At 47.0% G+C, this 23,358-nt stretch carries 24 protein-coding genes; 13 read left to right on the top strand and 11 right to left on the bottom strand.

Annotated features, from left to right (window positions below; genetic code table 11):
• Nucleotides 1–8 precede the first annotated feature (8 nt).
• Nucleotides 9–458, top strand: coding sequence for a DUF192 domain-containing protein (locus tag A9236_RS01685; RefSeq protein ID WP_071466050.1), 450 nt, complete (start codon nt 9–11; stop codon nt 456–458).
• A 54-nt stretch (nt 459–512) separates the two neighbouring features.
• Here A9236_RS01685 and A9236_RS01680 read toward each other — a convergent pair whose 3' ends face one another.
• From A9236_RS01680 to argF, 3 genes are all read right to left on the bottom strand, one after another.
• Complete coding sequence (locus tag A9236_RS01680; RefSeq protein WP_071466051.1) at nt 513–818, bottom strand: pyrimidine/purine nucleoside phosphorylase; 306 nt, start codon at nt 816–818, stop codon at nt 513–515.
• Between the two features lie 36 nt (nt 819–854).
• On the bottom strand, nt 855–2,087 hold the full coding sequence (locus A9236_RS01675; RefSeq protein WP_071466052.1) for an argininosuccinate synthase: 1,233 nt from the start codon (nt 2,085–2,087) through the stop codon (nt 855–857).
• A gap of 65 nt (nt 2,088–2,152) precedes the next feature.
• Nucleotides 2,153–3,103 (bottom strand): ornithine carbamoyltransferase, encoded by a 951-nt coding sequence (gene argF / locus A9236_RS01670; protein ID WP_201721701.1) that lies wholly within the window; start codon nt 3,101–3,103, stop codon nt 2,153–2,155.
• A 152-nt stretch (nt 3,104–3,255) separates the two neighbouring features.
• Between argF and A9236_RS01665 the strand changes: the two genes are divergently transcribed.
• Nucleotides 3,256–3,570, top strand: coding sequence for a DUF3579 domain-containing protein (locus tag A9236_RS01665; RefSeq protein ID WP_071466053.1), 315 nt, complete (start codon nt 3,256–3,258; stop codon nt 3,568–3,570).
• Between the two features lie 75 nt (nt 3,571–3,645).
• On the opposite strand, the gene rpsT is transcribed toward A9236_RS01665, so the two are convergent.
• Entirely contained in the window at nt 3,646–3,912 is a 267-nt protein-coding gene (rpsT, locus tag A9236_RS01660; RefSeq protein WP_071466054.1) for a 30S ribosomal protein S20, read from the bottom strand.
• Between the two features lie 151 nt (nt 3,913–4,063).
• On the opposite strand from rpsT, the gene murJ reads away from it, so the two are divergent.
• Together murJ and A9236_RS01650 are read left to right on the top strand one after the other, a co-directional pair.
• Nucleotides 4,064–5,617: a murein biosynthesis integral membrane protein MurJ gene (gene murJ, locus A9236_RS01655; RefSeq protein WP_071466055.1), complete on the top strand. Its 1,554-nt coding sequence runs from the start codon at nt 4,064–4,066 to the stop codon at nt 5,615–5,617.
• A 5-nt stretch (nt 5,618–5,622) separates the two neighbouring features.
• Entirely contained in the window at nt 5,623–6,465 is an 843-nt protein-coding gene (locus A9236_RS01650) for a SirB1 family protein (protein ID WP_071466056.1), read from the top strand.
• 6 nt (nt 6,466–6,471) lie between these two features.
• Here A9236_RS01650 and A9236_RS01645 read toward each other — a convergent pair whose 3' ends face one another.
• Nucleotides 6,472–7,116 (bottom strand): VTT domain-containing protein, encoded by a 645-nt coding sequence (locus tag A9236_RS01645; RefSeq protein WP_071466057.1) that lies wholly within the window; start codon nt 7,114–7,116, stop codon nt 6,472–6,474.
• 58 nt (nt 7,117–7,174) lie between these two features.
• Here A9236_RS01645 and miaA point away from each other — a divergent pair, with 58 nt between their 5' ends.
• Nucleotides 7,175–8,179: a tRNA (adenosine(37)-N6)-dimethylallyltransferase MiaA gene (gene miaA / locus A9236_RS01640; RefSeq protein WP_083393527.1), complete on the top strand. Its 1,005-nt coding sequence runs from the start codon at nt 7,175–7,177 to the stop codon at nt 8,177–8,179.
• Between the two features lie 14 nt (nt 8,180–8,193).
• Here the strand turns inward: miaA and purM are convergent, their stop codons facing one another.
• The gene (gene purM, locus A9236_RS01635; protein WP_071466058.1) at nt 8,194–9,246 is read right to left on the bottom strand and encodes a phosphoribosylformylglycinamidine cyclo-ligase; all 1,053 of its coding nucleotides are present in this window, start codon (nt 9,244–9,246) and stop codon (nt 8,194–8,196) included.
• Between the two features lie 72 nt (nt 9,247–9,318).
• Here purM and A9236_RS01630 point away from each other — a divergent pair, with 72 nt between their 5' ends.
• Genes A9236_RS01630 through panB form a run of 6 tightly spaced genes read left to right on the top strand, consistent with a single transcriptional unit; the run spans nt 9,319 to nt 14,601 of the window.
• Complete coding sequence (locus A9236_RS01630) at nt 9,319–10,308, top strand: AI-2E family transporter (protein ID WP_071466059.1); 990 nt, start codon at nt 9,319–9,321, stop codon at nt 10,306–10,308.
• A 24-nt stretch (nt 10,309–10,332) separates the two neighbouring features.
• On the top strand, nt 10,333–11,088 hold the full coding sequence (hda, locus tag A9236_RS01625) for a DnaA regulatory inactivator Hda (RefSeq protein WP_083393528.1): 756 nt from the start codon (nt 10,333–10,335) through the stop codon (nt 11,086–11,088).
• A gap of 19 nt (nt 11,089–11,107) precedes the next feature.
• Entirely contained in the window at nt 11,108–11,788 is a 681-nt protein-coding gene (locus tag A9236_RS01620) for an HAD family phosphatase (RefSeq protein ID WP_071466060.1), read from the top strand.
• On the top strand, nt 11,785–13,188 hold the full coding sequence (gene pcnB / locus A9236_RS01615) for a polynucleotide adenylyltransferase PcnB (protein ID WP_071466061.1): 1,404 nt from the start codon (nt 11,785–11,787) through the stop codon (nt 13,186–13,188). The genes A9236_RS01620 and pcnB overlap by 4 nt, the downstream gene beginning before the upstream one ends.
• A 52-nt stretch (nt 13,189–13,240) precedes the next feature.
• Nucleotides 13,241–13,768 (top strand): 2-amino-4-hydroxy-6-hydroxymethyldihydropteridine diphosphokinase, encoded by a 528-nt coding sequence (gene folK, locus A9236_RS01610; protein ID WP_071466062.1) that lies wholly within the window; start codon nt 13,241–13,243, stop codon nt 13,766–13,768.
• 17 nt (nt 13,769–13,785) lie between these two features.
• The gene (gene panB, locus A9236_RS01605; protein ID WP_071466063.1) at nt 13,786–14,601 is read left to right on the top strand and encodes a 3-methyl-2-oxobutanoate hydroxymethyltransferase; all 816 of its coding nucleotides are present in this window, start codon (nt 13,786–13,788) and stop codon (nt 14,599–14,601) included.
• Here the strand turns inward: panB and dnaJ are convergent, their stop codons facing one another.
• The 5 genes from dnaJ to hrcA form a co-directional block, all read right to left on the bottom strand.
• A complete protein-coding gene (gene dnaJ, locus A9236_RS01600; protein ID WP_071467732.1) occupies nt 14,602–15,720 on the bottom strand; it encodes a molecular chaperone DnaJ in 1,119 nt (372 codons plus the stop codon).
• A gap of 118 nt (nt 15,721–15,838) precedes the next feature.
• The gene (dnaK, locus tag A9236_RS01595; protein WP_071466065.1) at nt 15,839–17,770 is read right to left on the bottom strand and encodes a molecular chaperone DnaK; all 1,932 of its coding nucleotides are present in this window, start codon (nt 17,768–17,770) and stop codon (nt 15,839–15,841) included.
• 190 nt (nt 17,771–17,960) lie between these two features.
• Nucleotides 17,961–18,509, bottom strand: coding sequence for a nucleotide exchange factor GrpE (grpE, locus tag A9236_RS01590; RefSeq protein ID WP_071466066.1), 549 nt, complete (start codon nt 18,507–18,509; stop codon nt 17,961–17,963).
• 66 nt (nt 18,510–18,575) lie between these two features.
• Nucleotides 18,576–19,667, bottom strand: coding sequence for a ferrochelatase (hemH, locus tag A9236_RS01585; protein ID WP_071466067.1), 1,092 nt, complete (start codon nt 19,665–19,667; stop codon nt 18,576–18,578).
• A 40-nt stretch (nt 19,668–19,707) separates the two neighbouring features.
• On the bottom strand, nt 19,708–20,718 hold the full coding sequence (gene hrcA, locus A9236_RS01580; RefSeq protein WP_071466068.1) for a heat-inducible transcriptional repressor HrcA: 1,011 nt from the start codon (nt 20,716–20,718) through the stop codon (nt 19,708–19,710).
• 37 nt (nt 20,719–20,755) lie between these two features.
• Here hrcA and A9236_RS01575 point away from each other — a divergent pair, with 37 nt between their 5' ends.
• A complete protein-coding gene (locus A9236_RS01575) occupies nt 20,756–21,661 on the top strand; it encodes an NAD kinase (RefSeq protein ID WP_071466374.1) in 906 nt (301 codons plus the stop codon).
• Between the two features lie 26 nt (nt 21,662–21,687).
• Nucleotides 21,688–23,358 carry a DNA repair protein RecN gene (recN, locus tag A9236_RS01570; RefSeq protein WP_071466069.1) on the top strand — a complete coding sequence of 557 codons (1,671 nt, stop codon included), beginning with the start codon at nt 21,688–21,690 and terminating at the stop codon, nt 23,356–23,358.

Raw genomic sequence — 23,358 nt, 5'->3', positions numbered from 1 at the left:
TACAAGCGATGAACACAACTACTCAATTTTTCTGCAAGCTCATTGCAGCTACCTTTTTTATCGGATCGTCGCTGGCGTTAGCGCAAGTGAACGTAGGCTTACCGACTATTGAACTCAAGACCAGCATCTATCGCATTCAGGCAGAGCTTGCTGATACCCCTAAAGCAAGAGAAGTTGGCCTCATGAATCGCGCTAGCATGCCTACAAATTCTGGAATGCTGTTTATCTTTGAACAAAAAGCTGGTCATTGCTTCTGGATGAACAATACCAAGATTCCATTGTCGATTGCATTCATCGCAGACGATGGCAAGATTGTGAACATCGAAGAGATGCAAGCAGAGACAACCAACAATCATTGCCCAAGAGCCAATGTTCGTTATGCCCTCGAAATGAATAAGCAGTGGTTCTCCGACAGGGTGATTGTGCCGGGCAGTGTGATTACTGGATTACCCAAGTAAGTCACCATAAAAAACGCAGACCGAGGTCTGCGTTCTCTTTAAGCGATGTAGTACTTATTCAAAGTGGCAGACATAGTGCACTGGTTGCTCAGCGCGAATAATAAAGTAACCACCTTTTTCTACTTCCCAGCTTTGACCAGCCTTGAACTCTTGCTCTGGAGCGCCGTTGATGCTGACAAATGCGTTGCCATCAACCACTTCCATCACTTCTTTAGTGCTGAGGTCAAAGCGCAGAGTGCTTGGCAATACCACGCCAACAGACTTGCGTACGCCATTAGGCAAGGTCACTGTGTGTGAAACACATTTGCCATCAAAAAATACATTGGCTTTTTTGCCAACTGAAACTTGATCAAATTGCATCTGAGTTCTTTCTATTTCGTTTGGTTCTAATTGGGATTATTTCTGAGCACGCTTGCGCTTAGCAATTTCAGCAATACGCATACGCAATGCATTCAGCTTGATAAAGCCACCAGCATCTGCTTGGTTATACGCACCACCATCATCATCAAAGGTTGCAATATTTTGATCAAACAAAGTATTAGCTGAGTCACGTGAAATCACGGATACAGAACCTTTGTAAAGCTTGAGACGGACAACACCATTCACCATCTGTTGAGTATGATCAATTAATGTTTGCAGTGCGAGACGCTCAGGAGACCACCACAAGCCGTTGTAAATCAAGCTAGCGTAGCGAGGCATGAGGTCGTCTTTTAAGTGAGCTACTTCGCGATCTAGAGTAATACTCTCGATTCCGCGATGGGCCTTCAAAAGAATGGTGCCGCCAGGAGTTTCATAGCAACCCCGGCTCTTCATACCAACAAAGCGGTTCTCAACCAAGTCAAGGCGACCAATTCCATGCATGCCGCCAATACGATTGAGCTCTGCTAACAATTCATGTGGCTTATAAGCTTTGCCATTAATTGCCACAGGGTCGCCAGCTTTAAATTCAATCTCAATGATCTCTGGGGTATCTGGCGCCTTCTCAGGAGAAACTGTCCAGCGCCACATTGACTCTTCAGCCTCGGCATTTGGATTCTCAAGATGACGGCCCTCATAGCTGATATGAAGCAAGTTAGCGTCCATTGAATAAGGGGAGCCGCCTTGCTTATGCTTCATCTCAACTGGAATGCCATGCTTCTCAGCGTAAGCCATTAACTTCTCGCGGGAGAGGAGATCCCACTCACGCCAGGGTGCAATCACTTTAATTCCTGGCTCAAGAGCGTAGTAGCCCAATTCAAAGCGAACCTGGTCATTCCCTTTGCCAGTAGCACCGTGAGATACAGAGTCAGCACTAGTTAAGCGAGCAATCTCAATTTGACGTTTAGCGATCAATGGGCGAGCAATTGAGGTGCCCAATAAATACTCGCCCTCATAAATAGTGTTGGCACGGAACATTGGGAATACAAAATCGCGCACAAACTCTTCACGCAAGTCATCGATAAAAATATTCTCTGGCTTGATACCAAACTGCAGGGCCTTAGCACGCGCAGGCTCAAGCTCTTCGCCTTGGCCCAGGTCGGCAGTAAAAGTGACGATTTCACAACCATAGGTGTCTTGAAGCCACTTCAAGATCACACTGGTATCGAGTCCACCTGAATAGGCTAGTACGGCTTTTTTAATATCAGACATGATTTCTTATTCGATCAAAAAAATTTAACTTAAAAATGACTAAATACTTCTTTATTACTCTTTATTTATTTGTCCAAGCGACCACAGAGCAAATACTCCATCAGCGCTTTTTGAACGTGCAGGCGATTCTCCGCCTCTTCCCACACAATACTTTGTGGACCATCAATCACGCCCGCTGAAACCTCTTCACCACGGTGCGCTGGCAAGCAGTGCATAAATAAAGCATCTGGTTTTGCTACTGCCATCAACTCTTCATCAACCATCCAGTCTTGGAAAGCATTCATACGCAAAGTATTTTCAGCCTCATAGCCCATGCTGGTCCAAACATCGGTTGTGACTAAATCTGCGTCCTTGCAGGCATCCTTAGGATCAGTACAAACTGTTAAGTGTTTTGCTGCATTCTGCGTCAAACGCGCAGGATCTAATTGGTAGCCTGCAGGCGCCGAGAAGCGCAATTGGAAATCTAAGCACTCAGCCGCCTGAATCCAGGTGTAAGCCATATTGTTGGCATCGCCAACCCAGGCGACTGTTTTTCCTTGAATCGGACCACGTGCCTCTACAAAGGTAAAGATATCGGCCAAGACCTGACAAGGATGGTATTCATTTGTTAGGCCATTGATGACTGGGACCCGTGAGTTCGCAGCAAAACGCTCAATAATCTCTTGGCCAAAGGTGCGAATCATGATGATGTCAGTCATGCGTGAGATCACCTGCGCTGCGTCCTCTACAGGCTCACCACGACCTAATTGAGTATCGCGAGTGTTCAGGTATACCGCATGACCACCAAGCTGATGTATGCCCGCCTCAAAGGACAGGCGAGTGCGCGTGGAATGCTTTTCAAAAATCATCGCCAAAGTACGGTCATGCAAAGGATGCCAAGTCTCATAACTCTTGAACTTGGCTTTGAGCCAGGCTGATCTTTTTAGTAAGTATTCATATTCCTCACGAGTGAGGTCAGAAAACTGCAGGTAGTGCTTTACCTGACCAGGCACTTGAGGCTTTGCCAGAGATGTCATAGTTGAGCTTTCTACTAAAGTTTTGGCTTGCATTTTTTTCTTAAACCATTCAACTGCACGAAAATAGAACATAAAGCCATCTTACGGCCACCTCAGGCTGTTAAGCTAGAGGGCTTAGTAATACTGATTCTTACGAACTTCTTTACGCCAACTTGAACCACAAAAAGCTTTTCATTCAAGGCATTACCACTTCTGGCAAACCATTTCGGCCCAGTGATTGGGCGGAGCGTCTTTGCGGGGTGATGGCTACCTTTCGCCCTCCAGGAGATTCTGGAGACCCTCGCTTCACTTATTCGCCCTATGTCAGACCAGTGCTTATTGCCAAAGTGAAATGCGTTGTTATCGATACTAGACTGCGCGATCTCGATCCTCGGGCGCTAGACTTTGTCATGAACTTTGCCAAAGACAACGACCTACCAATCGAAGAGGCCTGCGAGTTCAACCCAAGACCCTCAGCTCAGCCTTAAAAACAAAAACCCGCTCTGATAAGGAGCGGGCTTAGGTCGAAATGATGATTCGACCAGCCTAAAACTTTTGCTAAATTACGCTGCCATCGCCTTGATAGCTGCAGACAAACGTGACTTTTGACGTGCTGCAGTATTTTTATGAGCAATCTTCTTGTCAGCAATCTTGTCGATTGTTGCTTGAGTTGCTGCGAATACTTTCGCTGCAGAAGCTTTGTCACCAGTTTCGATTGCTTTACGAACTGCCTTAATGGAAGTGCGGAGCTTAGAACGCAAACTGGAGTTATGCTCGTTCTGTTTTACTGCCTGGCGTGCGCGCTTGCGCGCTTGTGCTGTATTGGCCATCTTTAAACCTTGCCTCTATAAATTGCAAAATGCGATTAGTTAAAAATCTCGCGGACTTGCTAGATTCATAAGCAAGCTCGCCAAAACCCAAGATTTTACCTTAAAGGGGCAAAAAAGCCCAGTCCACCCACAAATAGGTGAAAATCGGCTCATGAATCTGCTTTCTGCCGCCGCCAAGGTTAGCTCCCTCACTATGCTTTCCCGTATTACGGGCCTGCTACGGGAGACCCTGATTGCCCGTAGTTTCGGGGCTTCAGAGTGGACTGACGCCTTTAATGTCGCTTTTAGGCTACCCAATTTACTTCGCCGACTCTTCGCTGAGGGGGCCTTTTCCCAGGCATTTGTCCCTATTTTGGGCGAAATTGCCACCCAAGAGGATCAAAGCAAGGCCAAAATCCTCATTAATGCGGTCGCCACGCTCTTATTCTGGGCTTTGCTCCTAACGGTACTACTGGGGGTTATTGGCGCGCCCTTGCTCATTTTGGTGATTGCTACAGGCTTTCAAGGTGGGCCGGCCTACGATGCCAGCGTTGTGATGACCCGCATCATGTTCCCTTATATCGGGCTGATTTCCATGGTGTCTCTCTCAGCAGGGATTTTGAATACCTACCATCGCTTTGCGCTTCCCGCCTTTACGCCTGTCTTGCTCAATCTCGCTTTGATTGGTAGTGCCATCCTTTTAGCGCCTCACTTAGAGCAACCGATTTATGCGTTAAGCATTGGTGTTCTTTTGGGCGGCATTCTGCAACTGGTAATTCAGGTTCCAGCACTCTCTCGCCTCGGTCTTTTGCCGCGGATTGGTTTATTGCCTGGAGCCATCAAAGCAGCCATCACCAATCCTGATGCAAGACGCGTCTTGAGACTCATGGGGCCAGCTGTATTTGCCGTGTCAGTTGCGCAAATCTCTTTGATCATTAATACCAATATCGCATCGCGCTTACAAGCCGGTAGCGTCTCATGGCTTTCATATGCAGATCGCCTGATGGAATTCCCAACGGCACTACTCGGGGTTGCACTCGGCACCGTTCTGCTACCAAGCCTGAGTAAGGCCAATGCAAAAAATGATTTAGTACATGCTGGTGAACTGTTGGTATGGGGCTTGCAACTGACTTTCTTGCTTGCAGCGCCTTCTGCAATTGCACTCTTTATTTTTGGTGAGCCATTAGCTGCAGTCTTGTATCACTATGGAAAATTTAATGCGCTTGATGTGTTGATGACGCAACGCGCATTAGCTGCCTATGGAGTGGGTCTCATTGGATTAATCCTAGTGAAGATTTTGGCACCGGGCTTCTACTCGCGCCAAGACATTCGCACCCCCGTCAAAATTGGCCTATTGGTTCTAGTCGCCACTCAGCTGGCAAACCTAGTATTCGTTCCTTGGCTTGGTCATGCTGGTCTGGCCTTATCCGTGGGCACCGGCGCCTGTCTCAATGCCGCCCTGCTCTGGTTTGGCCTACACAAACGAGGAGCTCTTCCAGGCGCTTCATGGGCCAAGTATTTGGGGCAACTTCTTGTAGCTTTAATTCCCTTTTCGGCAGTCCTTTTTTATGCCGCAGGCGCCCACAATTGGATTGCCCTTCAAGCGCAACCTTGGCTGCGCATTGGCCTAGTTGCTTTATGGTTGGCTGCCGCAGCCATTGTTTACTTTGGTGCCCTAGCTTTAGTTGGAATTCGCTGGCAAAAATTCCTGCGTCATGCAAAATAGGATGTATGCCAACACAACAACTTGACTACTTCACTTCCCTGGTCACTGAGGACGAACACTTCCCATTAACGGAAGCTGCCATCGCTGTAGCGCAGCATGCTTATCCAGATTTGGATGTTCAAGGCGTTCTCGATCATCTTGATGAGCTGGGCAATAAATTAAAAACACGTATTACACCCGATACTTCACCAGTTCAGCGCTTGCAAATTCTGAAGCACTTTTTTTATACCGAACTGGGTTTTGGTCCCAACCCAAATGATTTTTATGCCCCTGAAAATTCTTATTTGCACTATGTGCTTGAGAATCGTAGAGGCATTCCTATCTCCCTAGCAATTCTGATGATGGAATTGGGCCAACAGATTGGTCTGAAAATTCGAGGGGTTTCATTTCCGAATCACTTCATGATGCGCATCTCCTTGCAACAAGGTGAAGTGATCATGGATCCTTTGACTGGAGAATCCCTCTCGAAGAATCAACTGCAGGAGATGCTTGATCCCTATCTCGATGCCAAAGGCTATCGTGGTGAGCTCAGCCTCCCGCTAAACGTCTTCTTAAGGGCCTCAAGCGCCCGTGAGATCTTGTCTCGATTCCTGCGAAACCTCAAGGTGATTTACTCAGAGCATGAACGCTGGGAGCGCTTGCTAGGCATTCAGGAACGTTTGGTGATTCTGCTGCCAGACTCTATTGAGGAGATCCGAGATCGTGGCCTCATCTTTGCACAGCTAGAGTATTTACGTCCCGCCTTGGAAGATATGCATCGTTATCTCAGCGAATCTCCTGAAGCAGAAGATGCTAGCGACATACGTGAGCATATCGCTACTTTAGAAAGTCAAACTAAGCTGCATTAATTCAGCTTAGATTTTCTTGCGCTGAAATAATTTATAGAGTGCAGCAAATACTACTGGCACTGCTGCCGCACCGATACCTATCAGTACGATCACATTTAAGTTTTGACGAATAACAGGGATATTTCCAAAAAAATATCCGGCGATCACTAATCCAAAGACCCACAGTGCTGCACCCGTGACATTAAATAACTGAAAGCGTGTGAAGTTCATCTCCGATACACCAGCAATGAATGGCGCAAAGGTTCTGATGATAGGAAGAAAGCGCGCCAGAATAATGGTTTTGCCACCATGCTTTTCATAAAAGGCATGCGTTTTAAGCAAGGCGCCCTGATCAATCCAACGCGATTGACTGCTAAAGATCTTCTTCCCAATCCAACGACCAATGAAATAATTTACGGTATTACCCCCTACTGCGGCAATCAATAGTCCGGTACTTAAAGTCCAAATATTGAAGTGCTCTGTAGCGCAATAGGCGCCCGCGATAAACAAAAGAGAATCGCCAGGCAAAAATGGAGCCACTACTAAACCCGTTTCAGCAAAGATGATGGCAAAAAGCAAGCCATATGCCCAAGGACCATATTGAGAAATGACAACGTCTAGGTGTTTATCAATATGAAGCAATAAATCACTAATTTGCAAAAGGGTATCCATCTAGTCGCTCTCTAACATGTAGTTTGTTGCGGATATTAACAGGCTCTTATAATGAAGTATGCAAACTGAACCCTACATTCAGCCCATGCAGTCGCCAAAAGCCAGTCCAATACTTTGTATTGTGGGGCCTACTGGTGCAGGCAAAACCCATCTCGCTATGTCATTAGCTGAGCACGCTAAATCCATTGGTATCACCATTGAATTAATCAGCATGGACTCGGCCTTGGTGTATCGCGGTCTCGATATCGGGAGCGCAAAACCAATTCCAGCAGAACAAGCTGCTGTAATTCATCACCTCATCGATATCCTTGAGCCCACCGAAGTATATTCAGCGGCGCGATTTGCTAAAGATGCTAAACGGCTCTGTGAAGAAATTCGTGCTCGCGGAAATATTCCCGTCGTAGTAGGTGGCACTATGCTGTATTGGAGAGCTTGGGCGTATGGCCTCTCTTCATTACCAACCGCTAATCCAGAAATTCGAGTCCGCTTAGATGAAGAAGGTAAAACATTGGGTTGGCCTGCGATGCACGCCAAACTTGCTCTAGTTGATCCAGAAACTGCAGCACGCTTAATGCCTAATGACTCTCAACGAGTGCAGCGCGCCCTAGAGGTATTTGAAATCACTGGCAAGCCAATGTCCACACTGCTAGCAGACTCACCCAGCGAAGATGGCAGAGAAGGATCAACCATTCCGGATTGGATCAAATTGGTATCGCTTGAACCGAGTGATCGCAAACGACTTCACCAAAATTTAGAAAAGCGTTTTGATGCAATGCTGCTTGCCGGCTTTTTGGAGGAAGTTAAAACACTACGCAGCAATTCTGCATTGCATGCGGATCTGCCTGCTATTCGCTCAGTAGGCTACCGTCAGGCTTGGGAATTCCTGAATGGGGAAATTGATGCGGAGCAAATGCGCTATAAAGCGTTGGCTGCAACAAGACAACTCGGAAAACGTCAGCTGACTTGGCTCAGAGCCATTGCCGGTAGGAATACTTTTGACCCCTTCAACCCAGTAGATCTAAAGGCAGCCTTAGATTACTGTAAAACCAATTTAAAGATGTAAGTTGCGTTGAGCGCTTAAATCACGATCGTTTGTGGAGCACCCTGAGGACGCTCAAGCACTTCACCAACTGTCCACGCTTTTAAACCTTGCGAGGTTAATGATTTGATCGCAACATCTGCTTGGCTTGGGGCAACGATCACTACCATGCCGATACCGCAGTTAAATACACGCACCATCTCTGCATCCGCAACGCCACCCTTCATCTGCAACCAACGGAAGAGTTCTGGCATTTGCCAGCTGTCACGATGTAAAACTGCTTGAGTGTTTTCCGGCAAGACACGTGGTACGTTATCCACTAAGCCACCACCAGTAATATGGGCCATTCCTTTAACGTCAATCTCAGAAATTAATTTCAATAATGGTTTGACATAAATTTCTGTAGGAGCCATCACAACATCGCCCAAGGAGCGACCACCTAAGTCATCGCTAGGCTTTGCACCTGCACGTTCAATAATCTTGCGCACCAAAGAGTAACCATTGGAGTGCGCGCCACTCGAACCAATTGCCAACACCACATCACCAGGAACAATGGTTTTGCCGGTAATAATTTTGGATTTTTCAACTGCGCCGACTGCAAAGCCAGCCAAGTCATATTCGCCAGGAGGATACATACCAGGCATTTCTGCAGTTTCACCACCAATAAGTGCGCAGCCAGATAATTCGCAACCTTTGGCAATCCCGCCAACAACAGTGGCTGCTGTATCCACGGTTAACTTACCGCAGGCAAAGTAATCCAAGAAGAACATCGGCTCTGCTCCCTGAACCAAAATGTCATTCACACTCATCGCAACTAAGTCTTGACCGATCGTATCGTGACGATTCCACTCAAATGCCAAACGTAGTTTTGTTCCCACCCCGTCTGTGCCAGATACCAAAACGGGCTCTTTATAACGCTTTGGAATCTCAAAAAGAGCGCCAAACCCACCAATGCCAGCCAAAACACCTTCTCGCATGGTCTTTTTAGCCAAAGGCTTAATGCGGTCGACTAAGTCATCACCAGCATCAATATCAACCCCCGCATCACGGTAGGAAAGGCCTTTTGAGGAAGAATTGGTAGATGAAGTCATATTTGAGCTGGAATAATAGTAAAAAATGCTACTGGATCAGTAGAATCATTGAATTCTAGAGGATTACTCGTAATGGCTGAAATTTTTACCCCTTTTTTGACGGCATTCATCCTGGCATATGCCCTGCGCCCCCTTTGCCTGTGGCTGGAGAGGCGTCAGATTCCCCGTCCACTGGCCGCAGCGCTCAGCATGGTGGTTGGCCTATCTCTGATTTTTGGCATCTTTGGACTCTTAATTGGTCTTCTGAAATTTGAGATTCCCCTGATTAAGGCCCAACTCCCGGAATGGATTGCCAGCACTCAGTCTTGGCTCGGACCCAAACTAGTCCAAATGCATATTGATATTGATTGGGGCGCCTTCAAGAGTAATGTCACAGAAAAAATTACTGAACATATTAGTGATAACGCAGATACCTTAATTGGTAGCACGATAGATACCGTACTCGTATCTGGAAGCTCTGTCCTTTCTGGATTTGTAAACGGTGTCTTAATTATTTTTGTGATGTTTTATTTGCTGATTGATTGGGAACATTTTTTTGATCTGATCAAAAAATTGGTTCCGCCACGCGCACAAGAAACCGTACATCACTTAGCCATGCATACCGATGGTTTGCTATCCCAATATTTGCGCGGGATGTTGATCGTCATCTCTATCATGGCCGTTTTTTATAGTGTCGGCCTAAGCGTAATCGGAATTAAAGGAGCTGTTGCACTAGGCGTCTTTACTGCCATCATGATTGTGATCCCTTATATTGGAATCACTTTAGGCTTAAGCCTTGCAGTTCTTTCTGCGTTACTGCAATTTGGTATGAGTACTCAACTAGTTGGAGTCCTTGCCCTGTTTGGTCTGGGACAATTTCTAGAGGGCTTCTTCCTGACCCCGCGCCTAGTGGGTGAGCGCATTGGGCTTCACCCAGTAGCAGTAGTTTTTGCTTTGCTACTCTTTGGCAAGATCTTTGGTTTCTTTGGCGTGTTGCTTGCCTTGCCAATTAGCGCCGTCAGCTTAGTGCTCGTTCAATACCTTTGGTCTGTCTATGCACAAAGTTCTTGGTATCAAAAATAATTTCGCTTTAATGATTACCTCTTCGTGAATATACCTCCGCTTCCAAGACAATTCGCCTTAGATATTAGCCACGCACCTAAAGCCAGTCTAGACAACTACCTGCCAGGAAAAGATCGCGCATTAGTAGCGACATTACAAAGACTGTGTCAATCTTGGGTAAGCCCCTCTAAAGAGGAGCCTAATAATCCACTCAACCATCGGTGGATCTATTGGTGGGGACCTGAAGGCTCTGGCCGATCACACTTACTTCAAGCCATGGAACAGGCTGCAGAAAATGCCAGCCTTCAATCATTCTCGTTAAATCCGAGTGAGCCTGTATCTTGGGTGCGCCTTGAGGAAAAATTACCTACTCTTGTGCAAAGCGATACCGCCTCAATAATCACAGTAGATGATGTTGATCGTTTAGATGAACGCTTGGTTGGCGCCCTCTTTCGGATTTTGAATGAGGTTCATGCCAGTAAAAATATTCATATCTTCATGACTGGCAAAGCGGCGCCGACCAATTTGACACTCCGAGAGGACCTCCGAACGCGTCTAGGCTGGGGTTTGATCTTCCAAACCCAACTTTTAGACGATGATGAGAAAATACAAGCATTGGAGCAGGCAGCCAAAGAGCGTGGATTAGTCTTATCTCCAGACGTCTTGCCATGGTTGCTAAATCGCTTTTACCGTGACATGCCTAATTTAATGGCTTTAATTGATGCTTTAGATGCTTATTCATTAGAAACAAAACGTGCTGTAACCTTGCCCCTGGTGCGCGAACTCTTACAGCCCAAATAATCCATTCATTACTCTATTTGTGACCCAGCTAGCCCTTTTCGATTTAGACCACACCCTACTCCCTTGCGATAGCGATTATGAGTGGGGCCAATTTTTGGCTCGCATCGGCGTAGTTGATAGCCAATACTATGCTCGCCAGAATGAACGCTTCTATCAGGACTACAAAGACGGTAAGCTCGATATTCATGAGTTTCTGCGTTTCGCATTAAAGCCTCTCTCTGAACACTCACGCGCCCAATTAAAAGAATGGCACGACGCTTTTATGGAAGAAGTGATTCATGGTCAATTGCGGCAACAAGCTATTGATTTAGTAAAGCGCCACCAAGATGCAGGCGACTTATGCTGTGTGGTCACCGCTACCAATAGCTTTGTGACTCGCCCGATTGTTGAAAGTTTTGGGATTGAGCATCTCATTGCTACTGAGCCAGCGACTAGCGATGATCACCCTCTGTCAAATTACACCGGTGAAGTCAAAGGCATTCCAAACTTTCGCGAAGGCAAGATTCAGAATCTGCATGATTGGCTAGCGAACCAAAAACTGAGCTTGAGCACATTGCCGCGCAGTTACTTCTACTCTGACTCGATGAATGATTTACCATTACTTGAACAAGTAAGCCATCCTGTTGCCACTAACCCTGATGATCGGCTGCGCAGTGAAGCGCAAAAGCGCGATTGGCCCATTCTTGAATTGTTTGCATGATTACTAAATTTATTAAGCGCATCTTGCGTCGTGACCCTATGGTCAAACATACGCAAGCGAACAATGCGGGAGCCCCTAAGCGTATCCCAAAAAAATCGCATCGCATTGATCCACACTTACTCTCTAAGAATGCCGTCAAAGTAACTCAAACCTTGCAAGAAGCAGGTTACGAAGCATTTATTGTTGGCGGCGCTGTACGCGATCTTGTTCTCGGAATTGGCCCTAAGGATTTTGATGTAGCAACCAATGCAACCCCCGATCAGGTGCAAAGACTATTCCGCAAAGCGCGCCTCATTGGTCGGCGCTTTCAGATTGTGCATGTGACCTTCTTTGGCAAAGGTCATCCAGAAATTATTGAGGTATCAACCTTCAGAGCCTTGCTAGATAACGCCGGTGACCATGTTGCTGAAAGCGGTCGCATTTTACGTGACAACGTTTGGGGATCTCAAGGTGAGGATGCGGCACGTCGTGATTTTACGATTAATGCAATGTATTACGATCCTTCAAGTGAGACAGTCTTGGACTATCACGGCGGCATGGTTGACATGCAAAAGAAAACATTGCGCATGATTGGCGATCCTGCAAAACGCTATCGAGAAGATCCTATCCGCATGCTCAGGGCGATTCGTTTTGCAGCTAAAACTAAATTTACCTTGGATGCTGCTACCCGTGCGCCAATTGCCAAGCTGGGCAAGCTATTACAAGATGTGCCATCAGCAAGACTCTTTGATGAAATTCTCAAACTCTTAATGTCAGGCTACTCTTGGGCTGCTATTCAAGGACTACGAGATGCTGGTTTACATCATGGCTTATTACCGCTTCTTGATCACATCCTAGATAACAATGAAGCCTCTAAAGGTGCCAACGATTTTGTAAAGCTAGCCCTTGCCAATACGGATGAACGAATCCAGTCAGGTAAAAGTGTTTCAGCAGGCTTTTTATTTGCCACATTACTTTGGCCCGATCTCCTCCAAAACTGGAAAGCAAATATCGCTAAAGGAATGGCTAATATCCCAGCACTGCACGATGCCATGGATGATACGATCGCCACACAAAGTAGCGGCATGACGATCCAGCGCCGCTTTGAGAGTGATATGCGGGAAATCTGGTCCATGCAGCCTCGTTTCGAAAAACGGGTGGGGCGCTACCCTTATCGCCTCATTGAATCCCCACGCTTCAGGGCGGGTTATGACTTCATGCTTCTGCGCTGCGCCACAGGCGAACAGAATCCAGCCATCGGCGAATGGTGGACTAACTTCATTGCGGCCGACCCTGTTGGCCAAGAGGAGCTGATGGCCAGGGCTAAAAATGAATCTGGCTCGACAGTAGGCTCGCCAGTGAAAAGACGCCGACGCAGGAAACCCAAAGCAGCCAGCCCAACAGAACCTGAGGCAAGCTAAGCAGACTTAGAGAAATTTCAGTAAAGTAGTTTCATCTCTAGTTTGGAATCGTATGGCACGAGCATTTATCGGATTTGGTGGCAATATCGGCGACACGCGTCAACTCATCACTGACGCCATCGTTTGTCTGGCACAGCGCTCAGAATTACATATTCTGGCCAAAAGTTGCTTTTATCAAAGTGCACCTGTCGACGCACTTGGTGGCGACTACATCAATGCCGTTATTGAAATTGAAACTCAATTAAGCCCTTACGGCCTTCTTCATGTCTGCCAAGCTATTGAACAAGAATTCGGTAGAGAGCGTCCATATGCAAATGCGCCGCGCACCCTGGATCTTGATATTTTGTCTTTTGAGGGCGTTGTTCAAAATGAAACTGAGTTAATGCTTCCTCATCCCAGAATCATCGAACGCTCATTTGTATTGCTCCCTTTACTCGAAATCGCGCCAGATTTCTTCCTGCCGAATCTTGGCGAACTAAAGGCCTACCTCCCAAAAGTAGCCCATCAAAGAATCGAAAAACTCGCTTGCCGTAACTGCAATTGCGGGGAAAAAGACGCTTATAGCCAAACGGCGCATTAATTCATTAAACTCACGCCATGGGTTACTTACAAGGCGACAAGCCACTCTCAATTACCAAGCTGCTGGCGATGCATGCCGAGCATGAAAAAATCACCATGCTCACTGCATATGATTCGACTATGTCTGCATTGCTAAATCGCTGCGGGGTTGAGGTCATCTTAGTTGGTGACTCTTTGGGAAACGTCATTCAAGGCCACTCCAGCACAACGCCGGTGACTATTGAACAAATGGCGTATCACACCGAATGTGTCGCCCGCGCCAACACCCACGCATTTTTGATCGCTGACTTACCTTTTGCCAGCTATGGTGACCCCATGCAGGCTTTGGATTCTGCAGCAATGTTGATGCGTGCTGGCGCTGATATGGTCAAACTAGAAGGTGGAGACTGGCAAGTCGACATCATCCGTTATCTGGTAGAACGCAGCGTTCCTGTCTGCGCTCACCTTGGCTTGCTTCCTCAGTCCGTGCACGTACTCGGCGGCTACAAAGTCCAAGGCAAGTCCAAAGATGCTGCTACGCATATGTTGGAGCAAGCACTTGCCTGCCAAGAAGCAGGGGCGCAAATGGTTGTGCTTGAAGCTATCCCTTCCTCACTTGGCGAAAAGATTACCTCTGAACTCCATATTCCGACCATAGGAATTGGAGCGGGCCCAGATTGCTCTGGTCAGGTATTAGTTCTGCAAGATATGCTGGGCATTAGCCCCGGCAGACCTCCCAAGTTTGTTAAGAACTTCATGGAAGGCCATCACTCTGTAGAGGCCGCAGTTAAGGCCTACGTGCGTGAAGTCAAGTCCGGAAAATTTCCCGGACCTGAGTACGGTTTTGCTGGCTAGTTAACTAAAGAAACTCTTTACACCGTCAAACCAACCCTTTTGCTGTGGGCTATGTTTGTCACCAGCAGATTTAAGACTGTCATCAAACTTCTGCAGCATTTTCTTTTGCTCATCAGTCAACTTCACAGGCGTTTCAACGACAACGTGAACAAATAAATCACCCACTAAGGTTGAGCGCAAACCTTTAATACCTTTATTACGCAAGCGGAAGGTTTTGCCTGTCTGAGTTCCCTCGGGGATGGGGAACTCAACCCGACCTGAAAGTGTTGGCACTTCTATCTCACCACCAATAGTGGCTGTCGCAAATGAGATTGGCATCTGCACATGCAAATCGCTGCCATCTCGCTCGAATACTTTATGGGGCTTAACGCGCACCTCTACATATAGATCGCCCGCTGGACCGCCATTAATACCTGGCTCACCATTACCGACCGAACGTACGCGCATACCATCATCGATGCCCGCTGGAATTTTGATTTCTAGGGTTTTTTGTTCTTTATGCTTACCGGTGCCATGACAAGTTTTGCAAGGCTTAGGAATGTACTCGCCAGTACCACGACATTTAGGACAAGTTTGTTGCATAGAAAAGAAGCCCTGCTGCACACGGACCTGACCATGACCATTACAAGTAGTACATGTCTCAGCCTTAGATCCAGGCTCTGCGCCAGTGCCATGGCATGGCTTACAGTTACTCCAACTAGGCACCCGAATTTGAGTTGTATAACCCTCAGCTGCTTGCTCAAGGCTAATGTCCATGTTGTAGCGTAAATCTGCGCCTTTATAGACTTGTGGACCAGACTGACGGCCGCCGCCTTGACCAAAAATATCACCAAAGATGTCGCCGAAGGCATCTGCAAAGCCGCCGCCGCCAAAACCACCTCCACCGAAACCGCCGCCCATAGATGGGTCTACGCCAGCGTGCCCATACTGGTCGTAAGCTGCTCGCTTATTAGGATCTGTCAGTGTTTCGTAGGCTTCTTTAACTTCTTTAAATTGGGCTTCAGCCGTTTTACTATCGGGATTGCGATCTGGATGATATTTCATTGCCATCTTGCGATAAGCCTTTTTCAACTCATCGTCACTGGCACCTTTTGCTACACCAAGCACTTCATAAAAAATCGCGTTTACCTTTAGACACAGCCTATTCCTCTCAACAACCCGAATGACACAAGTCGGCACGAGGCCGACTTGTTATTTAAGTACATCAAAACTACGTTAACGATACGTGTTGACTAGATTATTTCTTGTCATCAACTTCTTTGAAGTCCGCATCAACAACATCAGCATCTGGGGCTGCTTTTGGCTCGCCACCAGGAGCTGCGCCTTGAGCAGCACCTGCTTTAGCTTGTTCAGCAGCCATGACTTTCTCGCCCAGCTTCTGACTTGCTTTACCCAAAGCTTCGGTCTTGGCTTCAATGGCTTCTTTATCGCTACCTTTGATTGCTTCATCCAATTCTTTGAGGGCCGCTTCAATCGCCTCTTTTTCAGCGGCTTCTAAGCTAGCACCATGCTCTTCCAAGGCCTTCTTGGTAGAGTGAGCTAAGGCATCTGCAGTATTGCGTGCAGTTACCAGCTCCAATGCTTTCTTATCTTCAGCAGCATTGGCTTCAGCATCTTTCACCATGCGTTGAATTTCTTCTTCAGTCAAACCAGAGTTTGCCTTGATGGTGATCTTGTTCTCTTTACCGGTGGTCTTGTCTTTTGCAGTTACATGCAAAATACCGTTGGCATCGATATCAAAAGTCACTTCAATTTGTGGCATACCGCGTTGCGCAGGTGCAATACCTTCGAGATTAAATTCACCGAGCAATTTATTTGCAGCCGCCATCTCACGCTCACCTTGGAAGCATTTGATGGTTACCGCAGGCTGATTATCTTCTGCAGTAGAGTAAACCTGTGAATGCTTGGTAGGAATCGTTGTGTTCTTCGGAATCATCTTGGTCATCACGCCACCAAGAGTTTCGATACCCAAAGACAATGGAGTCACATCCAAGAGCAATACGTCTTTGCGATCGCCAGACAATACGGAACCTTGAATAGCAGCACCAACGGCAACCGCTTCATCAGGATTTACGTCTTTACGTGGCTCTTTGCCAAAGATTTCTTTTACTTTGTCTTGAACTGCAGGCATACGAGTCTGGCCACCGACCAAAATCACGTCGTCGATATCCGCTACGTTTACGCCGGCATCTTTAATGGCAGTTAAGCAAGGACCAGCGGTACGCTTGATCAACTCTTCTACCAAAGATTCCAACTTAGCACGGGTCAACTTCAAGTTCAAATGCTTAGGACCGCTAGCATCAGCTGTCACATAAGGCAGATTAATTTCGGTTTGTTGCGCGGATGACAATTCGATCTTGGCTTTTTCTGCAGCATCTTTCAAGCGTTGCAATGCTAAAACGTCTTTGCTCAAATCAACGCCTTGCTCTTTCTTAAACTCAGCAATGATCCAGTCAATGATGCGTTGGTCAAAGTCCTCACCACCCAAGAATGTGTCACCGTTGGTGGAGAGCACCTCAAACTGCTTCTCACCATCAACGTTAGCAATCTCAATAATGGATACGTCGAATGTACCGCCGCCCAAGTCGTACACAGCAATCTTACGATCTACTTTGTCTTGCTTATCTAATCCAAACGCCAATGCGGCAGCGGTTGGCTCGTTAATGATGCGCTTGACATCTAAGCCAGCAATACGACCAGCATCCTTAGTAGCTTGACGTTGGCTATCATTAAAGTAAGCAGGAACAGTAATTACCGCCTCGGTTACTTCTTCGCCAAGATAGTCTTCGGCAGTCTTTTTCATCTTGCGCAAGATCTCAGCAGAAACTTGCTGTGGCGCCATTTTCTTATCGCGTGCTTGAACCCAAGCATCGCCATTGTCTGCTTGAATAATTTCATAAGGCATCAGGCTAATGTCTTTTTGCACTTCAGGATCGGTAAACTTACGACCCATCAAACGCTTGACTGCATAAATTGTGTTTTTAGGATTGGTCACTGACTGACGTTTTGCTGGCGCACCAACCAATACTTCACCATCTTCAACATAGGCGATGATGGATGGAGTTGTACGACCGCCTTCTGCGTTCTCGACAACTTTAGGTGCATTGTTTTCAACGACTGAAACGCACGAGTTAGTGGTTCCTAAGTCGATTCCGATAATCTTTCCCATAATTACTCCAAAAAATTAAGTTACTTTGTTGTACTTCTAAGTTGATTGAGGCAATTCATCTGAACTGCCGCGAATATTCCATTACCCAATAAATGGGGTCTAAAAAAGGGAATTCAAGGGGTAGAAGAGCAAAAAAGGCAGAAATCTGCCTTTTTTATGCTTTTTTCGGGATTTAAGCCTCTTTTTGGGCTTATTTCGGGGCGCTAACGGTCACCAAAGCAGGTCTGAGAACCCGATCTGCCACGGTATAACCCCGCTGAAGCACTGAAACTACCGTATTAGCCTCTTGCTCAGATGGCACTGAGGCAATGGCCTGGTGATGGTGCGGATCAAATTTATCCCCCACCGCAGGGTTAATTTCTGTCATCCGACCCTTTTCAAAAGCAGATAAAAGCTGCTTTAAGGTGATTTCCAGACCTTCTTTAAAGGCCTTAGCATCGCCTGCATCAGTACTCAAGGCGGCATACAAACTGTCGGTCACTGGTACTAAGTGCTCAGCGAAACTTTCAATCGCAAACTTATGGGCCTTCGCAATATCTTCAACTGCACGGCGACGGATATTTTCACCTTCAGCTTTGGCACGCAGGAAGTTGTCTTGTAAGTCGGATACCTTCTGATTGAGTTCAGCGATCTCTTGTTCAGGTGTTTTTACTGCAGGAGTTTCTGCTGCAGTCTCAACAACTGGATCAGCCGCAGGGCTCTCCTGCTCTGGTGTTGGGTTTTGATTTTCTTGTGTCATGGACGCTAATTCACTTTTCTGTAGTTGAGGCTGTTACTTTGCTATGTGGGGTCAGTGTATTCAATTTCAAGACCTATTCTTCGCTTGCTCGGCTCTTTCGTTCCGCTTAGCAAGCTCTTCTGCAGACTCTGTACCCAAGGACCAGCCCAATAAATGCTGATAGGCAATATCGCTCAGAGCCTCTATCCACTTAGGGTTGCTGTTCATGCAGGGAATATAACGGTAGTCTTTTCCACCATGTGCCAAGAAGTCTTCTCTGGCCTCCATAGCGATCTCTTCTAGCGTTTCAAGACAATCCGCCGGAAATCCAGGGCAGAAAATATCGACTCGCTGACAACCTTCTTTCGCTAATTTTTCAATAGTTGGTGCGGTATACGGCTTCAACCATTCGGCTTTTCCAAAACGAGATTGGAAAGTTACTAGATACTGCCCTGGCTCTAATCCCAGAGATTCACCAAGCAAGCGTCCTGTTTTTAAACACTCGCAATGGTATGGGTCACCCTTCATTAAATTGCGTTTTGGCAACCCATGGAAAGACATCACAAAACGATCGCCACGTGCAAAATCTGGGCGTCCATCTTTATCCCAACTACTAAGCACCTGATCACGTAAAGCAGCAATGTAGGCAGCATTGTCGTGATAGTGCTTCACCAGACGCAACTCAGGTTGATCGCGCCAAGTGCCGAGTACGCGAAAGACTTCATCAAAGCTTGAGGCGCTAGTAGTGGCTGAGTATTGTGGGTAAAGGGGCAATAGCAGCAAGCGCTCCATTCCCTGGGCCTTCAGGTCTTCTAGGACCTCTTGGGTCGATGGCTTGCCATAGCGCATCGCTAAATCGACCAAAATAGTATGGCCCTCATTGGCAAATTTCTCGCCCAACTCCTTCGCCTGTAAACGCGAGTAATGCATGAGTGGTGAGCCTAATTGTGGCAACCAAATAGAAGCGTATTTTTTAGCAGAAGCGCCACTGCGAATCGGCAGAATAATTCCGTTCAAAATCATCCACCAAATAAAACGTGGAATTTCTACGACTCGCGGATCGGAGAGAAATTCTTTTAAGTAAGCTCGCACTGCTTTTGGTGTTGGAGCAGATGGCGTGCCTAAATTCAATAACAATACCGCCGTTTTGGAGGCGCGTAAGTGTGGATTCTGATTCAAAATAAGTGTCTCTAGTTAAAAATAGTATTCAGTTCAAAGCTCAGGAGCTTAATGCGCCCGATAATAATTTAGAGGTGATATCGACAATCGGTATCACCCTGTCATAAGCCATCCGAGTTGGGCCAATCACCCCTAGGGTTCCTACGATTTGCCCATCAACACTATATGGGGCGCTGATTACTGCTAAATCTTCGTAAGGCAAAAGATCGCTCTCTCCGCCAATAAAGATCTGAATACCATCAGCATGACTCGATACATCTAGTAATTGCATCAGAACTGATTTTTGCTCCAACATGTCAAACATCTTGCGCAACTTATCAAGGTTGGAACTTAAATCGCCGACATTAAGTAAGCGACGTTCACCGGAAAGCACCATGTCACCCCGACTCATGTCGTAATCAGCAACACCACTCTGCAATGCTAAAGCCATCAAGCCAGAAATGTCTGCACGTAAATTATCTAAATCCGATTTGAGATGCAAGCGTACTTGCTCAAAACTTTTTCCAGCAAACTGGGCGTTAATGTAATTACCCGCCTCAATTAATTGACTGGGCGTGTAATCTTGAGTGGTCGGCAAAATGCGGTTTTGCACATCACCCTCTGGAGTGACCATAATGAGCAAAATCTTGCCCTCACCCAAACGCAGAAACTCGATATGCTTAAACACTTGGGCACGCTTTGGGGTCATCACGACACCGGCGAAATGGGTGAGATTGGACAAAATCTGAGCCGCTGAATTCAGAACCCGCTGTGGAGAATCTGGCAAAAGTCCCTTTTCAACTTCACGAGCCGCCATTGCCTCTAAGGGGCGGACAGTCACCATGGTGTCGACGAAGAGGCGATACCCCCTGGGGGTTGGAATACGGCCAGCAGAGGTGTGGGGGCTAGTAACTAGGCCCATGTCCTCTAAATCAGCCATGACATTGCGAATAGTGGCAGCTGAGAGGTCTAAACCTGAGAATCTCGATAGCGTGCGCGAGCCAATAGGCTGACCCTCCTCGATATAGCGCTCGATGAGGGTTTTAAGTAAAGCGCGGGAACGTTCATCCATGTTGGAAGGGATTTTATGCCTATGGTTTAATCGTTATATGTTAAGCCCATCCCCAAATTCCTCCAAGAAGGCTTTTAGCCGGGTGGCGCTCGTCGGCAAACTGCAGACAGACGGCATCGAGGAGCACCTTCAGGATCTAGCCAAATTGGTCTCCGGATTGGGTTGCGAGGTCTTTATTGAGGCTGGTACAGCCGCTCATCTGGGCTTAAGTGACTACCCCACTAAAACGGCCCAAGACTTTGCTGGAGCCATTGATCTGGTAGTGGTGTTGGGCGGTGACGGCACCATGTTAGGTATTGCTCGCCAATTAGCAGGTAGCAACGTTCCCCTAGTTGGTATCAATATGGGTCGCCTTGGTTACATGACCGACATTCCAATTCAGTCCGTCAAAGAGACTTTGCCAAAAATCATCGCCGGTGAATATGAAGCTGATACTAGAACTCTGCTCGACGCTGTCGTGCTGCGCGATGGTAAGGAAATTAATCGCGCCTTAGCACTCAATGATGTAGTCGTAAATCGCTCTGGCATTTCTGGAATGGTTGAGCTGGCAGTTCGCGTCAATGGCTCCTTTATGTACAACCAGCGTTCGGATGGTTTGATTGTCTCTACTCCAACAGGATCTACTGCCTACGCCTTATCAGCTGGTGGGCCCATCTTGCATCCACACGTCGCCGGAATTTTGCTCGTACCGATTGCGCCGCACTCACTCTCCAATCGCCCGATTGTCCTGCCCCAAGATAGTCTTACGGTAATTGAGGTAATTAATGGACTTGAAGTGATTGTCAACTTTGATATGCAGTCGCAAACTAATCTGCAAAGTGGTGACAAGGTTGAAGTGCGTCAATCTGATAAAACGATTGCTCTTTTGCACCCGAGCAATCATAGTGACTACAAAACTTTGCGCGAGAAGTTGCATTGGAATGAATACCCGTCGACATTCTGATGTCGAGTTCTTTGCTACGCTAATACATGCTTCAAACCATCTCACTTCGTGACTTTGTCATTGTTGACCAACTTGAGCTCGACTTTGCAAGTGGCTTTACGGTTCTCACTGGAGAAACTGGTGCCGGCAAATCTATTCTGCTAGATGCCCTAAGTCTTGTGCTGGGCGAGCGCGCAGATAGCAGTCAAATTCGAGAAGGTGCTAGTCGCGCCGAGATCTCCGCCCTCTTTCGGATTGATCCAGAACTCATTCAGTCCTTTAGCCAATGGCTAGATGATCAGGGCTTTCCCGTGGAAGATGATGGTCAAAGCCTGTTACTCAAACGAACGGTTGAAAGTGGCGGTAGAAGTCGTTCTTTTATCAATGGCAGCGTTGCAACATTAGCGCAGCTACGTGAGGCTGGTGATCAGCTAGTTGATATTCACGGGCAACATGCGCACCAACTACTTTTGAAGGGTGGCGCGCAACGCGCACTCTTAGATCGTCATGCAGGTTTGTTACCGCTCTCTACAGAAGTAGGATTCGCATTCAAAACCCTAAGTGAATCGCGTCGGCGCTTACAGCAAGCAGAAAATGCGGGGCAAGATGTCGAGCGCGAACGTGAACGTCTACAGTGGCAACTAGAAGAATTAACAGAGCTCTCTCCTCAAGAAGGTGAGTGGGCAAACATTCAAAGTGAACATGCAAGATTGGCCAATGGAGCCAAACTCATTGGTGGATGCCAAGAAGCCATTGAAATCTTAAGTGATGCCGACAATTCTCTAGAGTCCTCACTATCCAAAGTCAGCGGTAATATCGGCGCATTAGCTGAACATGATCCTGCATTGGCTAGTATTAGCGAATCTCTGGAGAGTGCGCAAATTCAACTGGATGAGGCCATTCATGGGCTCAATCGCTATCTACAAAAAATTGATTTGGATCCAGCCAGACTTGAACAAGTTGAAGAGCGGATGCAGGCCTTGCATGGCGCCTCCAGAAAATATCGCACTGAAACTGATGAGCTCCCGACTTTACTTATTGAGACTGCTGAGCGCTTAGAGGCATTAACTGCATCGCAGAATATTGACGCCCTGAGAGAAAAAGTAAATCAAGAAGAAGAAGCCTTTCTGAAGTTAGCAAAGCAAATCTCACAGAAGCGCGGCAAAGCTGCAACCGAACTTGGTCAGCTGGTAACCGATGCTATGCAAGATTTATCTATGGCTGGTGGTCGCTTAGAAATTGCTCTCACACCACTACAGGAAGGTGGATCACACGGCCTAGAACAAATTGAGTTTTTGGTAGCAGGTCACGCAGGCAGTACACCGCGATCATTAGCGAAAGTAGCCTCCGGCGGTGAACTTGCTCGTATCAGCCTAGCCATTAGCGTCATTACTAGTAAGGCTTCCTTTACGCCGACTCTCATATTTGATGAGGTTGATGCCGGCATTGGCGGGGCTGTTGCTGAAACGGTTGGCAAGCTCTTACATCAACTGGGTCAGACTCATCAAATTCTATGCGTCACCCATCTTCCACAAGTTGCCGCACAGGGTAATCACCATCTCAAAGTGAGCAAGTCTCAAAATGGGGATAAAACAGTTTCACAAGTTCAGCCTTTAGGCAGAATTGAGCGGGTCGAGGAGGTTGCCAGAATGCTGGGTGGCGCAACTATCACCGATACCACTCGACGACATGCACGCGAGTTACTAGAACAACATTAA

The sequence above is a fragment of the Polynucleobacter sp. QLW-P1DATA-2 genome (genome assembly GCF_001870365.1).
Lineage (GTDB): Bacteria > Pseudomonadota > Gammaproteobacteria > Burkholderiales > Burkholderiaceae > Polynucleobacter.
This window is presented reverse-complemented; position numbering and strand designations above follow the sequence as displayed.

Bases quoted from the DNA above. Each gene is read 5' to 3' on its own strand.
- A9236_RS01685 (WP_071466050.1), top strand. From the start codon at position 9: ATGAACACAACTACTCAATTTTTCTGCAAGCTCATTGCAGCTACCTTT.
- A9236_RS01680 (WP_071466051.1), bottom strand. From the start codon at position 818: ATGCAATTTGATCAAGTTTCAGTTGGCAAAAAAGCCAATGTATTTTTT.
- A9236_RS01675 (WP_071466052.1), bottom strand. From the start codon at position 2,087: ATGTCTGATATTAAAAAAGCCGTACTAGCCTATTCAGGTGGACTCGAT.
- argF (WP_201721701.1), bottom strand. From the start codon at position 3,103: ATGACATCTCTGGCAAAGCCTCAAGTGCCTGGTCAGGTAAAGCACTAC.
- rpsT (WP_071466054.1), bottom strand. From the start codon at position 3,912: ATGGCCAATACAGCACAAGCGCGCAAGCGCGCACGCCAGGCAGTAAAA.
- murJ (WP_071466055.1), top strand. From the start codon at position 4,064: ATGAATCTGCTTTCTGCCGCCGCCAAGGTTAGCTCCCTCACTATGCTT.
- A9236_RS01650 (WP_071466056.1), top strand. From the start codon at position 5,623: ATGCCAACACAACAACTTGACTACTTCACTTCCCTGGTCACTGAGGAC.
- A9236_RS01645 (WP_071466057.1), bottom strand. From the start codon at position 7,116: ATGGATACCCTTTTGCAAATTAGTGATTTATTGCTTCATATTGATAAA.
- miaA (WP_083393527.1), top strand. From the start codon at position 7,175: ATGCAAACTGAACCCTACATTCAGCCCATGCAGTCGCCAAAAGCCAGT.
- purM (WP_071466058.1), bottom strand. From the start codon at position 9,246: ATGACTTCATCTACCAATTCTTCCTCAAAAGGCCTTTCCTACCGTGAT.
- A9236_RS01630 (WP_071466059.1), top strand. From the start codon at position 9,319: ATGGCTGAAATTTTTACCCCTTTTTTGACGGCATTCATCCTGGCATAT.
- pcnB (WP_071466061.1), top strand. From the start codon at position 11,785: ATGATTACTAAATTTATTAAGCGCATCTTGCGTCGTGACCCTATGGTC.
- folK (WP_071466062.1), top strand. From the start codon at position 13,241: ATGGCACGAGCATTTATCGGATTTGGTGGCAATATCGGCGACACGCGT.
- panB (WP_071466063.1), top strand. From the start codon at position 13,786: ATGGGTTACTTACAAGGCGACAAGCCACTCTCAATTACCAAGCTGCTG.
- dnaK (WP_071466065.1), bottom strand. From the start codon at position 17,770: ATGGGAAAGATTATCGGAATCGACTTAGGAACCACTAACTCGTGCGTT.
- grpE (WP_071466066.1), bottom strand. From the start codon at position 18,509: ATGACACAAGAAAATCAAAACCCAACACCAGAGCAGGAGAGCCCTGCG.
- hrcA (WP_071466068.1), bottom strand. From the start codon at position 20,718: ATGGATGAACGTTCCCGCGCTTTACTTAAAACCCTCATCGAGCGCTAT.
- A9236_RS01575 (WP_071466374.1), top strand. From the start codon at position 20,756: ATGTTAAGCCCATCCCCAAATTCCTCCAAGAAGGCTTTTAGCCGGGTG.
- recN (WP_071466069.1), top strand. From the start codon at position 21,688: ATGCTTCAAACCATCTCACTTCGTGACTTTGTCATTGTTGACCAACTT.